Below are 14,684 nucleotides of genomic sequence, written 5' to 3'. Positions count from 1 at the left end.
CCGGTCACGCCCTCTGTAGTGGTCCCCGTTACGTGCTGTCGTTCCCCGCAGGGTAGGCACCGGGTGGGCGCGGCAGGCCGGGTTCGCGCAATTGCCGCCTCTACGGGTGACCGGAGCTTGCGCGGGCCGCCTCGGCCGCCTCCAGGATCGCCGCCACGACGAGCGGCAGGGACCGTGGATGCAGGTCGAGGAAGAGGTTCGGCTCGACGAGTTCCAGCTCCATCAGCCGCGGCTGCCCGTCGTCCCCGTCGACGAGGTCCACGCGCGCGTACAGCAGCTCGGGGGCGTCCGGTACGGCGGCCAGGGCGCGCTCGGCGACGGCGAGTTCGGCCGGGGTCGCGGTCCACGGCTCCAGGCCGGGGTGGGCGACCTTGTCCGCGTCGAAGGCGGTGCCGGGCGCGAGTACGGCCCGTTTGCGGCTGGCGTGCAGGAACCGGCCGCCGAAGAACAGCAGCGCCCGCTCACCGCCGGTGTCGATGGCCCGCATGTACGGCTGCACCATCGCGGTGAACCCTTCCGCGTGCATCCGCGCGAGCTGCCGTACGGCGGTGTCGTGCCGGTCGGGGGTGTACCGGGCGGCGTAGCGGGCGCCCGCCCCGGAGGTCGGTTTGACGACGTACTCCCCCTCGTCCGGGAGGTCGGCCGGGTCGCCGGGCGCGAGGTACCGGGTGGGCACGGTGGGTACGCCGGCCGCCGCCAGCTCCCCGAGGTAGCGCTTGTCGGTGTTCCACCGCACGACCTCGGGCGGGTTGGCGAGCCGGGTGGCCTTGCCGCACCGCTCGGCCCACGCCACGAACTCGCCGACCCGCCGGCTGTAGTCCCAGGTGGACCGGATGAGGGCCAGGTCGTAGCCGCCCCAGTCGACGTCGGCGTCGTCCCAGAACACGGCGTCCGCCTCGGCCCCGGCCGCGCGCAGGGCGGCCAGCAGCACGGGCAGGTCGCGGTCGTGGCTGGGCTCGGGCCGGGGGTCGTAGGTGACGAGGGCGACTCGGGGCACGGCGGGGGTCCTTCCGGTACGGCGTTGACCTTCGCAGGCTAGGGCCTGTCCGGCGGATCATGCCGCGGACGCGGGGCTGGCTACGCACTCCCCCAGAGGGGGAACCCCCATCGCGTCGCCGCCCTCCTCCGCCTTGCAGCTGCACGCACCCAGCCCCGCTCACCGGCACGGATGAAGCACCGCTGCTGTTCCGCGGCCTGATCCGCCGGACAGGCCCTGGACACGTCCCCCGGAACCGCGGCAACCCGTTTGACCTTCCCCTTCGGGGAAGGCCCACCATCGGGGCGGGGAACCGGACGGGGAGGACGGCGCATGCTGACGATCGGCGCCTTCGCGAAGGCGTGCCGGCTCTCGCCGAAGGCGCTGCGGCTGTACGACGAGCTGGACCTGCTGCGTCCCGCACGCGTGGACCCGGACACCGGGTACCGGTACTACGCGCCCGAGCAGCTGGAGCGGGCGCGGCTGGTGGCGTGGCTGCGGCGGATCGGGATGCCGCTGGCCCGGATCCGCGAGGTGTGCGCCCTGGACGCCTCGGCGGCCGCCGAGGAGATCCGCGCCTACTGGGCGCGGGTCGAGACGGAGACGGCCCGTCGGCGCGAGCTCGCCGGGTTCCTGGTCGACCACCTGACCTCCGCCGCACGCAGCGACCCGCCCGCGCTCGAACTCCGCTACGCCGCCCGCTCGGACCCCGGCCGGGTCCGTCCCGGCAACCAGGACACCGCCCACGCGGGCCCCCGGCTGCTCGCGGTCGCCGACGGCTGGGGTCCCGCGGGGCTGCCCGCGAGCAGCGCGGCCGTGGCGGCGCTGACCTTCCTGGACACCGCGGACGTGTCGGGGGGCGCGGTGATCGACCTGCTTCAGGAGGCGGTGCGGGGCGCGGCGGAGGCAGCCCGGGACGCGGCCGACTCGGGTACGACGCTGACGGCACTGTTGTGGACGGGGTCCCGGCTGGCCCTGGTCCACATCGGCGACTCGCGCGCGTATCTGCTCCGCGACGGCGGCCTGTTCCGCGTCACCCACGACCACACCCTGGTCCAGTCCCTGATCGACGAGGGCCGGCTGACGCCCGAGGAGGCGGGCTCCCATCCCCGGCGTGCCCTGCTCCTGGAGTCCCTCGGCAGCACGGCACCGGACCTCGGCCTCCACGACGCCCGCCCCGGCGACCGCTACCTGCTGTGCTCCGACGGTCTGTCCTCGGTCGTGGCGGAGGATCTGATCCGCCGCACGCTCGCCTCGGCCGCCGGCCCGGACGCGGCGGTGGACGCCCTGATCGCCGCGGCCAACACCGCGGGCGGCCCGGACAACGTGAGCTGCGCGGTGGCGGATCTGGTGGCGGCGGACCAGGTGGCGCCGGGGGCCGTGGACCCGACCTGATCGGGCACAGGATGTCGGGTCCGGCAGGGTGGGTCCTTCCTAACGTGGTGCTCGAAAGGGAAGGAGACCGGGGTGCTGGAAGGGCTGAACGCGGCCATGGACCACGTCGAGCAGCGGCTCGACCGGCCGATCGAGGCGGCCGAACTGGCCCGGATCGCGATGACGTCGGAGTACCACTTCCGGCGGCTGTTCTCCGCGCTGGCGGGGATGCCGCTGTCGGAGTACATCCGGCGCAGACGGCTCACGGTCGCCGGCGCGGAGGTACTGGCCGGCGACCGGACGCTGCTGGAGATCGCGGTGCGCTACGGCTACACCTCGGGGGAGGCGTTCGCGCGGGCGTTCCGCGCCCTGCACGGCGTCGGTCCCGGCGAGGCCAGACGGTCCGGTGCGGCACTGCGCTCCCAGCAGCGGCTCTCCTTCCGCCTCACCGTCGAAGGGAACAGCAGCATGCGATACCGGATCGTGGAGAAGGACGAGTTCCGGGTGGTCGGCAGGAAGGCACGGGTCCCGCTCGTGCACGAGGGAATGAACCCGGCGATCGCCGACTTCATCCGGGGCATCGACCGGGAGACACTGCGGCGCATGGAGAGCCTGGCCGACCAGGAGCCGCAGGGGATCCTCGGGGTGAGCGACGGACTCGACCCGAGCCGGGCGGAGGGCACCGAACTCGACTACTGGCACGGGGTGGTGACCGGGGCGCCCACGCCCGAGGACATGGACGCGCTGACCGTTCCGGCCGGGACCTGGGCCGTCTTCGAGAACTCCGGTCCCTTCCCGCAGGCGCTCCAGTACCTGTGGCGGGACGTGTTCACCCAGTGGTTCCCGTCCAACCCGTATCGCAGCCGCCCGGGCCCCGAACTGCTGCGCACCCGGCTGACACCGGACGCGGCACAGGCGGACGCGGAACTGTGGATCCCCGTGGAGCGCAACCCCGCCTGACCCCCGGGGACGGGAGGCGGGTGCCCCGGCACAATCGGCGCATGACCCGCCTCCCTCCCCTCGTGGAACGCGCCCTCACCGCATCCAGCACCCACGACCTCCCCCTCTCCGTCCGCCCCGAACAGGGCCGTCTGCTGTACGCCCTGGCGGGCGGCGCCGCGCGGAGTGTCGGTGTGACGGGCACGGGTTGCGGGGTGGGTCTGGCCTGGCTGGCGTCGGGGGCGCGGGAGGGCGTACGGCTCGTCGGTGTCGAACGGGACCCGGAACGCGCCCGCGTCGCCGCCGAGGTCTTCGCCGACCGGCCGGAGGTGGAGATCCTCGACGGCGACTGGCGGCGGATCGGCGAGCGCGGGCCGTACGACCTCCTCGTCCTCGACGGCGCGGGCACGGGCGGGTCCCCGGACGACACCCCGGCCGACCCGGCCCGTCTGCTGACTCGGGACGGCACGATCGTGATCACCGCCCTCGCGCCGCCGTCCGAGGACGGGCCGGTGGACCACCACCGGCGGTACTGGCTGGAGCACATCGCCCTGGACACGGTCGAACTCCCCCTCGCCCCGGGCCTGACCGCCCTCGTGGGCACCCGGCGCCGCCTCGCCGGCACCGAGACGACCTGGCGGGGCTTCGAGTACGGCCAGGTCGTACGGGGTGTCGTCACCCGTATCGAGAGCTTCGGCGTGTTCGTGGACCTCGACGGCAGCGAGGGCTTCATCACCGCCCCCGAGCTCTCCCGGCGCCACTTCGACTCCTACGACGAACTGGTCCACGTCGGCCAGGAGGTGACCGCGCAGGTCCTCGCCTTCGAGCTGTTCCGGCCGCAGGTCCGGATCTCGACGGCGGCCCTGGAACCCGACCCCCTGGGCGAGTTCGCCCGGACCGCCCTCGGCCGTCCTTTGACGGGGCCGGTCACCAGGGTCGTCCCGTTCGGTGTCTTCGTACGCGTCGCCGACGGCATCGAGGGCCTCGTCCACCGCGACGACCTCGCGGCCCCGGAGCTGCCGGACGTCGGCACCGAGCTCGTCGTCGAGGTCGCCGACATCAATCTCGTACGCCGCCGGGTCCGGCTGCGCCCCGCGCGCTGAGAGCCTGTGTCATATCCCCGGTCGGATCAGCGCGCGGCGTCTGGTGCTCCCCCAGAGGGGGTACCCCCAGATCGCAAGGCGCCGGAGCGCCCGCGATGGGGGTCCCCCCGCTCGAGCGAAGTCGAGAGTGGGGGAGGAGTCACGTGGGTGTTTCGGCAACGCGGCTGGGGTCCCCCCACGCCTTCCGGGCAGTGGGGGAGTGCGTGCCAGGCGTCGTGCGCCCGGCCGGGGATATGACACAGGCTCTGAGGGTCAGCGCGCGTCGTCCTCCGGCTCCCAGTCCAGCAGCCGCACCTTGGCGACGGTACGGACATGGCGGCGCATCGCGGTGGCCGCCTGGGCGGGACGCCCATCGGCGATCGCGTCGAGGATGGCGTGATGCTGGGCCAACGAGCGGTCGGGGCGATGCGGTTGGCGCAGGGACTCGGTGCGGCTCTCGGCGATCTGGTCGGCGATGGAGCGCATGAACTCGGCGAGCAGCGCGCTGTGCGCGGCCGCCGTCACCGCCGCGTGGAAGAGCCGGTCGCCCTCGATGCCATGACCGCCGTCCTCGATCTCCCCGGCCATGTGTTCCAGGGCCGACCGCATCGCGTCCAGGTCCTCGTCGGTACGGCGTTCCGCGGCGAGCTCGGCGAGCTTGGTCTCCAGCGCCTCGCGGGCGTCCAGGACGTCGGGCAGCCGGCGCCGGCGTTCCACCATCTTCTCGACCGGTTCCACGTCGAGGCTGTCCCGGACGAGATACGTCCCTCCGCCGTGCCGCGCCTCGACCAGCCCCTGCACCTCCAGGACCACGATCGCCTGCTTCACCGAGGCCCGGCTGACCCCGAGCCGGGTGGCCAGGTCGCGCTCCGGCGGCAGCCGGTCGCCGGCCCGCAGCCCGGTCTCGGCGACGTACTGCCGCAGCCGGTCGAGCACCTGCTCGTAGAGGCGCTGCTTGGTCATGGGGCGCAGGGCGTCGGTCACGGGGTCCCCTCCTCGTCCATCGGGAGGGTAACACCGGACGTATGGGTCAATTGGCCAATTGGCTGAGCCAATTTCGCGCAACCCCTTGACGCCCCGGGCCCGCCCCACCACGCTGACGAACCACCCCCAGTGGCCAAGTGGCTGAGCCAATTTCCCCCTCCGCTCCGGGACCCAGAGACGGGAGCCCGTATGTCCCCCGAACTCATCTCGATCCTCGTCCTCGTCGTGGTGTTCGTCATCGCCACCACCCGCTCCGTGAACATGGGCGCGCTGGCCTTCGCCGCCGCCTTCGCGGTGGGCGAGCTGGTCGCCGACCTCGACGCGGACGGCATCTTCGCCGGCTTCCCCGGCGACCTCTTCGTCGTCCTCGTCGGCGTCACCTATCTCTTCGCGATCGCCCGCGCCAACGGCACCACCGACTGGCTGGTGCACGCCTCGATCCGGCTGGTGCGGGGGCGGGTGGCGCTGATCCCCTGGGTGATGTTCTTCCTCACCGGCGCGCTCACGGCGATCGGCGCGGTCAGTCCGGCCGCGGTCGCGATCGTCGCGCCGATCGCGCTGAGCTTCGCCGCCCGCTACGGGATCAGCCCGCTGCTGATGGGCGCGATGGTGGTGCACGGCGCCCAGGGCGGCGGCTTCTCGCCGATCAGCATCTACGGCACGATCGTCAACGGCATCGTGGAGCGCGAGAAGCTCCCGGGCAACGAACTCTTCCTGTTCCTGGCCTCCCTGCTGGCCAACCTCGTCATCGCGGCGGTGGTGTTCGTCCTGTTCGGCGGACCGAAGCTGTGGGCGCGGGGAGCGGTCACGGCGGAGGACGGCACGGGGTCGGGCGGCGGCGGCACGGAGACAGGTACGAGTGCGGGTACGGGTACGGGTACGGGCACGGGTACGGGTACGGGATCCGGCGGCGGCACGTCCGCAACCGGCACCCGGCCCGCCCCCACCGCCGTGGCCGTACGCCCCGACGCCCCCGAGGACACCCGCCTCACCCCCGCCCGTATCGCCACCCTCACCGCGCTGGTCGCCCTCGTCGTCGCCGTCCTGGTGTTCGACCTGGACGCGGGGCTCACCGCCATCACCCTCGCGGTCGTCCTGAGCACCCTGTGGCCGGAGGACAGCCGTACGGCCGTCGGCCAGATCGCCTGGTCGACGGTGCTGCTGATCTGCGGTGTCCTGACCTACGTCGGCGTCCTGGACGAGATGGGCACCATCAAGTGGGCCGGCGAGGGCGTCAGCGGCATCGGCGTCCCGCTGCTGGCGGCCGTACTGCTCTGCTACATCGGCGCGATCGTCTCGGCGTTCGCCTCCTCCGTGGGGATCATGGGCGCGCTGATCCCGCTGGCGGTGCCGTTCCTGGCACAGGGCGAGATCGGGGCGGTCGGCATGGTGGCGGCGCTGGCGGTGTCGGCGACGGTGGTGGACGTGAGCCCGTTCTCGACGAACGGCGCCCTGGTCCTGGCGGCGGCACCGGACGTGGACCGCGAGCGTTTCTTCCGGCAGTTGATGGTCTACGGAGGCATCGTGGTCGCGGTGGTGCCCGCGGTGGTGTGGCTGGTGCTGGTCGTACCGGGCATCGGGTAGGACCAGGACCGACAGGCGACGACAGATCAGGAGTTGTGCAGCGTGACCTCTCTCTTCCCGGCCCTCAGGGGCACCACGGCGAACCGTCCGGCCCTGCGGTTCGGCGACCGTTCACTCACCTACGCGCAACTGGCCGCCACCACCGGCGCCCTGGCGGCCCGGCTGGCACGGCACCAGCGGGTGGCGGTCTGGGCGACATCCGAGCTGGAGACCGCGGTGGCCGTGGTGGCGGCGCTGGAGGCCGGGGTCGCCGCGGTGCCGCTCAACCCGAAGTCCGGCGAGAAGGAACTCGGGCACATCCTGACCGACAGCGCGCCGACACTGCTGCTGGCGGCACCGGGCGCCGAACTCCCGGCGGCAGCACGGGAGTTGGAGCGCGCAGAAGTCGACGTGCACGACACGTCCGCCCCTGCTCCCACCGGCCGCGCCCAGGAGGGCGATCCCGCGCTGGTCGTCTACACGTCCGGTACGACCGGCCCGCCCAAGGGCGCCGTCATCCCCCGCCGCGCCGTCGCCACCACCCTGGACGCACTCGCGGACGCCTGGCGGTGGACCGGCGAGGACGTCCTGGTGCACGGCCTGCCCCTCTTCCACGTCCACGGCCTGGTGCTGGGCATCCTCGGCCCCCTGCGCCGCGGCGGCTCGGTCCGCCACCTCGGCCGGTTCAGCACCGAGGGCGTGGCGCGTGAACTGAACGACGGCGCGACCATGCTGTTCGGCGTCCCGACGATGTACCACCGGATCGCCGAAACCCTGGCCACCGAACCGGAGTTGGCGAAGGCCCTGAGCGGGGCCCGGCTGCTGGTCTCGGGCTCGGCCGCGCTGCCCGTGCACGACCACGAGCGGATCGCCGCCGCGACCGGCCGCCGCGTCATCGAGCGCTACGGCATGACGGAGACCCTCATGAACACGAGCGTCCGCGCCGACGGCGAGGCCCGCGCGGGGACGGTCGGCGTGCCGCTGCCCGGGGTGGAGCTGCGGCTGGTGGAGGAGGACGGGGCGCCGATCACGTCGTACGACGGGGAGACCGTGGGCGAGATCCAGGTGCGCGGGCCGAACCTGTTCACCGAGTACCTCAACCGGCCCGACGCCACGGCGGCCGCGTTCACTGAGGACGGCTGGTTCCGCACGGGGGACATGGCGGTGCGCGAGTCCGACGGATACGTCCGGATCGTCGGCCGCAAGGCCACCGACCTGATCAAGAGCGGGGGTTACAAGATCGGGGCGGGCGAGATCGAGAACGCGCTCCTCGAACACCCGGGGGTGCGGGAGGCGGCGGTCACCGGGGAGCCGGACGCCGACCTGGGCGAGCGGATCGTAGCCTGGATCGTGCCGACGGATCCGCAATCACCTCCCTCCGCAGAGGAGTTGGCCGATCACGTGGCCCGAAGGCTCGCCCCGCACAAGCGCCCGCGCATCGTCCACTACCTGGACTCTCTCCCCCGCAACGACATGGGGAAGATCATGAAGCGGGCGCTGACCCGTGACTGAGCCCACCGATCGCCGCTCGGCCCGCGAGATCCTCGCCCTGATCACGGACGACTTCACCGAACTCCCCGCACCCGACGGCAAGTTCGGCCCCGACGGCCCGCTCGCCTGGGAGGGCTACGAGGCCGCACGCGCCCGAGCGGCCGAGCGCACCGGCGAGCAGGAGTCGGTGGTGTGCGGGACGGGACATGTCGGGGGCGTGCGCGCGGTCCTGCTCGCCTTCGAGTTCGGCTACCTCGGCGGCTCGCTGGGCGTACGCACCGGCGACCGCCTGGAGGCGGCGTACACCTACGCCCGCGCCCACCGCCTCCCGGTCGTGCCACTGGTCGCCACGGGCGGCAGCCGCATGCAGGAGGGCATGCTCGCCCTCACCCAACTCCAGCGCGTGGCCCGCCAGTCGGTCCTCACCCGCGAGGCGGGCCTACCGCAGATCGCGGTCCTGCGGGACCCGACCACAGGCGGCGGCTGGGCCACCCTGGGCGCGGGCGCCGACATCATCCTCACCCTCCCCGGCGCCCAGATCGGCTTCGCGGGCTCCAGGGTCCGCCCCCCGGACGCGGACCCGGCGGCGTACACGGCGGAGGCGCAGCTCGCGGCGGGGGCGGTGGACGCACTCGTACGACCGGAAGACCTGAGGCAGACCCTGTCCCACTGGCTCCACCTACTGACCTCCCCGGCCCTGGAGGCGCCGCTACCACGCCACCCCGGCCCGTCCCCCGCACCGGACCTCCCCCGCACCGGCTGGGAAGCCGTCCAGCGGGCCCGCTCCCCGCAGCGCCCCCGCGCCGACCGCTACCTGGACTCCTACTTCACCCACCGGCTCGCCCTCTCCGGCGACCGCTGCGGCGGCACGGACCCGGGGATGCTGTGCGGATTCGGGGAACACGCGGGCCGGACGGTCGCCTACGCCGCCCAGACCGGCACCCCGACCCGCCCGGCCGGCTACCGCACCGCCGCCCGCCTGATCCGCCTCGCGGACCGCCTCGGTATCCCGGTGCTGACCCTCGTGGACACCCCGGGCGCCGCCAACGACGCGGAGGCGGAACGCCAGGGCGCGGGAGCGGCCATCGCCGAACTGTTCACCACGGTGGCCTCCGCCCGCACCCCGATCACCACCCTCCTCATCGGCGAGGGCGGCTCCGGCGGCGCCCTGGCCCTCGCCGCCCCCGACAACACCTGGGCCGCCCCCGACAGCTACTTCTCCGTCATCGCCCCGGAGTCGGCAGCGGCCATCCTGAAACGCCCACCGGAGGACACGGCGGCGACGGCCGACCAACTCCGCGTGCGACCGCAGGACCTGGCCGAGCTGGGCGTGATCCGGACAGAGGGCTCATCGCTCCCCTGAACTGGCGGGCATCGGCCGACTCCTCCGCTGACCCCACATCAGAATCTTTACGCCAGATTTATATGGGACATAAGCCGCAAAACCCCCCATTCAGTCGCTCCCCACCCGGCCCCCTCCAGAAGGCGCCCCACCCCCGCCCCCCGGACGATGCCAATGAGCCCCGCCGCCCGGCGCGGCCACGGTCTGTGCTCTCGGGAGGCCCGCCCATGACCGCCACCGCCAGTCTGGAGCAGCTGCGTCGCTGCCACTTCGCCGTCGATCTGGGTGCGGCGAGGACGCGGGTGTACGTGAAGGGCGCCGGGCTCGTCGTCGACCAGCCGTCCGTCGCCGCCGTGAACACCCGGACCGGCGCGCTGATCGCGGTGGGCGAGTTCGCGGAGAAGATGACGGGCCGGACGCCGGACTACATCCGGGTCGTACGGCCCGTCTCCGGCGGGACCGTCGTCGACATCGAGATGGCGCAGCGCATGCTGCGGCACCTGCTCGGCGACAAGATCCGCCGTTCGCTGCGCCGCAAGCCGATCCTGCGGGCCGCCGCCTGCACCCCGCACGACGCCGACCCTCTCGCCCAGCGCGCCTGCATCGAGACGATGGTCGGGCTGGGCGCCCGCCGGGTGGAGCTGGTCGACACGCTGATCGCTGCGGCCGTCGGCTGCGGGCTGCCCGTGGAGCGCCCCGAGGCGACCATGGTGCTGGTCTGCGGTGCCGCGGCCACCCAGGTCGCCGTGCTCTCCCTCGGCTCGATCGTCAACGCCGTACGCATCCCCGTCGGCGGTGAGGCCGTGGACCACGCGATCGTGCAGCACCTGCGCCACCAGCACGAGCTGATGCTGCCGAGCCAGTCCGTACGCCCGCTCCAGCTCGCCCTGTCCGGCAACGGTCTGACCGCCTCGGGCCCCGCCTCAACCGAGATCCACGGCCGTGACGTCGCCACCGGTCTCGCCCGCTCGGTCCAGGTCGACACCGCCGCCGTCCGCGACGCGATCCAGACGCCGCTCACCGCCGTGCTCGACGGCATCGGCAAGGTGCTGCGGGACTGCCCGCCCGACCTGGTGGCCGACCTCGCCGACCGCGGGATCATGATGGTCGGCGGCAGCGCCCTGCTCCCCGGCTTCGACCAGATGCTGCGGCACGCGACCGGTATGCCGGTGCACATCGCCGAACGGCCCGAGGTGTGCGCGGTGGAGGGACTCGGCGCGATGCTGGAGGGCCGTATCGAACCGCTGGCCCTGAGCCCGCTGACCGACTGACGCCGGTCCCGGATCCGAGCCCGGCCCCAGCACCGACGGTATGTCCCACGACCCCCTCCCCCCACTCCTCGAAGCCGTCCTCGGCGTCGGCACCGACCTCGAACTGCGCACCACCCTCCAGCACATCGTGGACGCCGCCGCCGACCTCACCGGCGCCCGGTACGCCGCGCTCGGCACGACCGACCCGGGGCAGGACGGGCTCAGCGAGATCCGCACCCCGGGTGCCGTACCGCCCGCCACGGGCGCGCTCACCGTGCCGATCCACGTCCGGGACGAGGAGTTCGGCAGGCTCCACCTCGCCGGCAAGGACCGGTTCACCGCCGAGGACGAGACGCTCCTGCACGTCCTCGCCGCCCAGGCCGGCATCGCCATCGGCAACGCCCGGCTCTACGAGGCGGCCCGGCAGCGCGAACGGTGGATCGAGGGCGCGGCAGCCGTCACGACCGCGCTGCTCGGCGAGGGGTCCGCGGCCGACGCGCTCACCACGGTCGCCGAACGCGCCCGGCTCCTCGCCGACGCCGCCGCGGGTGTCATCCTCCAGCCCACCGAGGAGGGCGGCATGGAGATCGTGACCGCCTCGACGTACGGCGATCCGGGCGACATCGTCGGCACGACCATCGCGCCCGGCAGCCCGGTCCTCGAGCAACTCCTCGGCGGTGAACCGGTGTTCGTCGACGACTCGGCGACCGACCCGCGCATGACGACGCCGGTGCGCCACCGGTTCGGGCCCAGCATGATGCTGCCGCTCCAGGCCGACGGCCGGCTGATCGGCACCCTCGCGCTGCCGCGCCGGCGCGGCGACCGCCCGTACACCTCCGTGGAACGCCTCCTCGCGGTCCAGTTCGCCTCGCAGGCCGCGCTCGCTCTGGTGCTCGCCGACGCCCAGCACAGCCGTGAGCTCCTCGCCGTCTTCGAGGACCGCGACCGTATCGCCCGCGACCTGCACGACCTCGTGGTCCAGCGGCTGTTCGCCACCGGCATGATGCTGGAGTCCACCCGGCGCCGCAGCGAGGAGGGCGACGTCCACGAGACGCTGGGGCGGGCGGTCGACGAGCTCCAGTCGACCGTCCAGGAGGTCCGTACGACGATCTTCGCGCTGCAACAGCCGCCCGCGGACGCCCCGACCACCTTCCGGGGCAAGGTGCTCCGGGAGACGGCGGGGGCGGCGGCCCTACTGGGCTTCGCCCCGTCCACGCGGTTCACCGGCGCCGTCGAGAACCGGGTCCGCGAGCGGACCGCCGGCCATCTCCTGACCGCCCTGCGCCGCGCCCTCGCCACCGCCTCCCGCCGGCCCGGCGTCTCCCGCATCGAGGTCACGGTCGACGCGACGGCGACCCTGCCGGACGGCCGGGAGGGCGTACGGCTGACGGTGTACGACGACGGGGACACCGACGACGACAGCCGCGGCGACGGTACGGGGACGACGGTGACCTGGCAGGCGCCGCTCTGAGCGACGCGACGCCCATGCCGTCAGCGCGCGAACCAGCAGCGCACCGTCGTGCCTTCCTCGCCGGTGTGCATCCGTACGAGGTCCGCGACCAGGTTGACCAGCAGCAGCCCGCGCCCGCCGCGCTGGTCCCGTGCCGCGGGCCGGCGTCCCGCCAGCGGATCGGCGAGCCGACCCTTGTCCCGTACCTCGCACACCGCGTACTCGTCCTCGGCCCACACCCGCAGGGTTCCCGAGCCGCCGCCGTGCACCACGCTGTTGGTGGTCAGCTCGGCCGCCACCAGGGTGAGGTTCTCCAGCGCGACCCCGGTCAGCCCGAGCCGCGCGCCCTCGGCGGTCGCCAGATGGCGGACCTCGGACAGCGATCCGGCGTCGAAGGAGAGGGACAGCACGTCCGCGACGGCCGGCAGCGGCTCGTTGTAGCGGGCCACGACGGCGTCGGGGGCGTAGCCGCCGCTCTCCCGTTCAGGAGCACCGCCGGAGGGGATGACGGTGGGGTGGGTGGCGTAGGCGTCGGCGAGCACCTGCTCGTCGAGACGCCGGATGTCGTAGGGGCACAGGATGGTGGCGTGCCGGCCCTCGAAGGCGGCGTTGATCAGCGCCTCGTGCTGGACGCACGCGGGGTACTCGCCGGTGCTGCGGCCGGCCCAGATCGGTTCGCCGATGATCCGCACCCGGCGGCCGGCCGGCTGGGCGTCGGCGAAGGCGCGCAGCACGCCGGGGATGATCCGGCCGGGGTTGCGGCCGGCCTCCCGCATGTCCAGGAGCCGTACGGCGTCGGCGGCGTCGCCGAGCGCGTCGCGGATGAGCCGGAGGTTGTCGCCCGGTACGGCGACCGCGACCGGTTCGCCCGCCGCGAGTCCCTCCCGGACGAAGGGGACCGTGCCGGCGAGGTAGTCCCCGGCGTCGGTGTAGAACAGCGCGGGGTGCAGGAACGTGGCGGTCATGACAGCGACACCTCGATCCCCGACAGCCCGGGCCAGAACATCTCCAGCGTCCGGCTCAGCGTGGGCGGCGGACGGTACAGCTCCAACAAGCGGCCCTCCTCCAGTCGCCGCGCGGCGGCCGCGAGCGCGTCGGCGCCCGCCACGTCGACGAAGGTCACGGCGGACAGCTCCAGACGGTAGACGTCGGCACGCGCGTACACGGCCCGGTCCAGCGCGTGCTTCCAGATCCCGTGGGTGGCCAGACCCACCTCGCCCACGGCGCGCATACCGGTGCGCCCCGGCAGCACGGACACCGCGAGCCGCGGCGGGGCCCCGGTCGCGTCGAGGGGCGGTCGGTGATGAAGATGCACTCCGTCTCCCGCTGCTCTCATGGACGAAAACGCGCATACCCCCGACCCAAGCCGGTCAATCCACCCGACCGCGGGTGTAGCCCGTGCCGGGTCGGGCATGCGCATCGTCGGCACCGCCGGGTCCCCGCGGCACCGAGGCCCATGGCTCCGTCCGGAACCCGGCGGCACGAAGGAGGCCCAACAGCGTGACGACGGTCGGGGACCGACGAGGCGGGGACATGATCTCAGCGGCACACACACCGCTCGCGAGGCGGTTGAACACCCTGGTCATCGATGGCGGTACGGACGCCGGCCGGGCCGAGCTACGGCCGCGCGGCGAGCTGGTGCACGGCTCGGCGGCCGTCCTGGACGAGACCCTGTCGGCGCTGCCGGAGGGGGTCCGCCGGGTCGAGCTGGACATGACGGGTGTGGTGTTCATGGACACGGCCGGGCTCCAGTTCCTGGAGTTCCTGGACGCCTACCGGCAACGGCGGCGCATACCGGTGGCCGCCACCCGCTGGACCGGCCAGCCGCGCCGGATCCTGGAGCTCGCCGGCCTGGACACCGCCGATCCACTGCGGACGGCACCGCGCCCGAACGGCCCCGAGCCCGCTCCCCCGGCCTCCTCCGCGGTGGCGCTGGAGCGCGCGGAACAGCTCCATCTGCTGCGCGAGGAGGTCGGGCAGCTCCGCCGGGCGATCGTCTCCCGGCCCGTCATCGACCAGGCCCGCGGCATCCTGATGGCCGCCCACTCGTGCACGTCAGAGGAGGCCTGGGCCATCCTGCGGACGACGTCCCAGCTCTCCAACACCAAGCTGCGCACCGTCGCCGCGGTCCTCACCGCGGGCACGGAGTCCGACGGCCCGCCGCCGCCACAGGAGGTCCGCACGGCGTTGCGTACGGCGGTCAAAAGCTGTCTGAACTGAGGCGGCGGCGCCC

The 14,684-nt window shown here is 73.5% G+C and carries 13 protein-coding genes; 9 read left to right on the top strand and 4 right to left on the bottom strand.

Annotation, left to right across the window (positions count from 1 at the left end):
• Positions 1–100 precede the first annotated feature (100 nt).
• Positions 101–997, bottom strand: a complete 897-nt coding sequence (locus ABKA17_RS25780) for an ATP-grasp domain-containing protein (protein WP_353694595.1) — start codon at positions 995–997, stop codon at positions 101–103.
• A 312-nt stretch (positions 998–1,309) separates the two neighbouring features.
• Between ABKA17_RS25780 and ABKA17_RS25775 the strand changes: the two genes are divergently transcribed.
• The 3 genes from ABKA17_RS25775 (at position 1,310) to ABKA17_RS25765 (ending at position 4,392) form a co-directional block, all read left to right on the top strand.
• Positions 1,310–2,371, top strand: a complete 1,062-nt coding sequence (locus ABKA17_RS25775; RefSeq protein WP_353694594.1) for a MerR family transcriptional regulator — start codon at positions 1,310–1,312, stop codon at positions 2,369–2,371.
• 72 nt (positions 2,372–2,443) lie between these two features.
• Positions 2,444–3,310, top strand: coding sequence for an AraC family transcriptional regulator (locus ABKA17_RS25770; protein WP_353694593.1), 867 nt, complete (start codon positions 2,444–2,446; stop codon positions 3,308–3,310).
• 41 nt (positions 3,311–3,351) lie between these two features.
• On the top strand, positions 3,352–4,392 hold the full coding sequence (locus ABKA17_RS25765) for a S1 RNA-binding domain-containing protein (RefSeq protein ID WP_353694592.1): 1,041 nt from the start codon (positions 3,352–3,354) through the stop codon (positions 4,390–4,392).
• A gap of 252 nt (positions 4,393–4,644) precedes the next feature.
• Here ABKA17_RS25765 and ABKA17_RS25760 read toward each other — a convergent pair whose 3' ends face one another.
• Positions 4,645–5,355 carry a FadR/GntR family transcriptional regulator gene (locus ABKA17_RS25760; RefSeq protein ID WP_353694591.1) on the bottom strand — a complete coding sequence of 237 codons (711 nt, stop codon included), beginning with the start codon at positions 5,353–5,355 and terminating at the stop codon, positions 4,645–4,647.
• A gap of 189 nt (positions 5,356–5,544) precedes the next feature.
• On the opposite strand from ABKA17_RS25760, the gene ABKA17_RS25755 reads away from it, so the two are divergent.
• The 5 genes from ABKA17_RS25755 to ABKA17_RS25735 all read left to right on the top strand — a co-directional run bounded on the left by ABKA17_RS25755 (position 5,545) and on the right by ABKA17_RS25735 (position 12,472).
• A complete protein-coding gene (locus tag ABKA17_RS25755; RefSeq protein WP_353694590.1) occupies positions 5,545–6,939 on the top strand; it encodes an SLC13 family permease in 1,395 nt (464 codons plus the stop codon).
• A gap of 42 nt (positions 6,940–6,981) precedes the next feature.
• Complete coding sequence (locus ABKA17_RS25750) at positions 6,982–8,430, top strand: acyl-CoA synthetase (RefSeq protein WP_353694589.1); 1,449 nt, start codon at positions 6,982–6,984, stop codon at positions 8,428–8,430.
• The gene (locus tag ABKA17_RS25745; RefSeq protein WP_353694588.1) at positions 8,423–9,772 is read left to right on the top strand and encodes a carboxyl transferase domain-containing protein; all 1,350 of its coding nucleotides are present in this window, start codon (positions 8,423–8,425) and stop codon (positions 9,770–9,772) included. The genes ABKA17_RS25750 and ABKA17_RS25745 overlap by 8 nt, the downstream gene beginning before the upstream one ends.
• A gap of 206 nt (positions 9,773–9,978) precedes the next feature.
• Positions 9,979–11,022 (top strand): rod shape-determining protein, encoded by a 1,044-nt coding sequence (locus tag ABKA17_RS25740; protein WP_353694587.1) that lies wholly within the window; start codon positions 9,979–9,981, stop codon positions 11,020–11,022.
• Positions 11,023–11,062: 40 nt separating this feature from the next.
• Positions 11,063–12,472 (top strand): sensor histidine kinase, encoded by a 1,410-nt coding sequence (locus ABKA17_RS25735; RefSeq protein ID WP_353694586.1) that lies wholly within the window; start codon positions 11,063–11,065, stop codon positions 12,470–12,472.
• 20 nt (positions 12,473–12,492) lie between these two features.
• Here ABKA17_RS25735 and ABKA17_RS25730 read toward each other — a convergent pair whose 3' ends face one another.
• Entirely contained in the window at positions 12,493–13,416 is a 924-nt protein-coding gene (locus tag ABKA17_RS25730) for an anti-sigma factor RsbA family regulatory protein (RefSeq protein WP_353694585.1), read from the bottom strand.
• Positions 13,413–13,766, bottom strand: a complete 354-nt coding sequence (locus tag ABKA17_RS25725; RefSeq protein WP_353694584.1) for an STAS domain-containing protein — start codon at positions 13,764–13,766, stop codon at positions 13,413–13,415. Before ABKA17_RS25725 ends, ABKA17_RS25730 begins: the two co-directional genes overlap by 4 nt.
• A 218-nt stretch (positions 13,767–13,984) precedes the next feature.
• On the opposite strand from ABKA17_RS25725, the gene ABKA17_RS25720 reads away from it, so the two are divergent.
• Positions 13,985–14,671, top strand: coding sequence for an ANTAR domain-containing protein (locus ABKA17_RS25720; RefSeq protein ID WP_353694583.1), 687 nt, complete (start codon positions 13,985–13,987; stop codon positions 14,669–14,671).
• Positions 14,672–14,684 lie beyond the last annotated feature (13 nt).

The organism is Streptomyces sp. RG80 (assembly GCF_040446465.1).
Lineage (GTDB): Bacteria > Actinomycetota > Actinomycetes > Streptomycetales > Streptomycetaceae > Streptomyces.
This window is presented reverse-complemented; position numbering and strand designations above follow the sequence as displayed.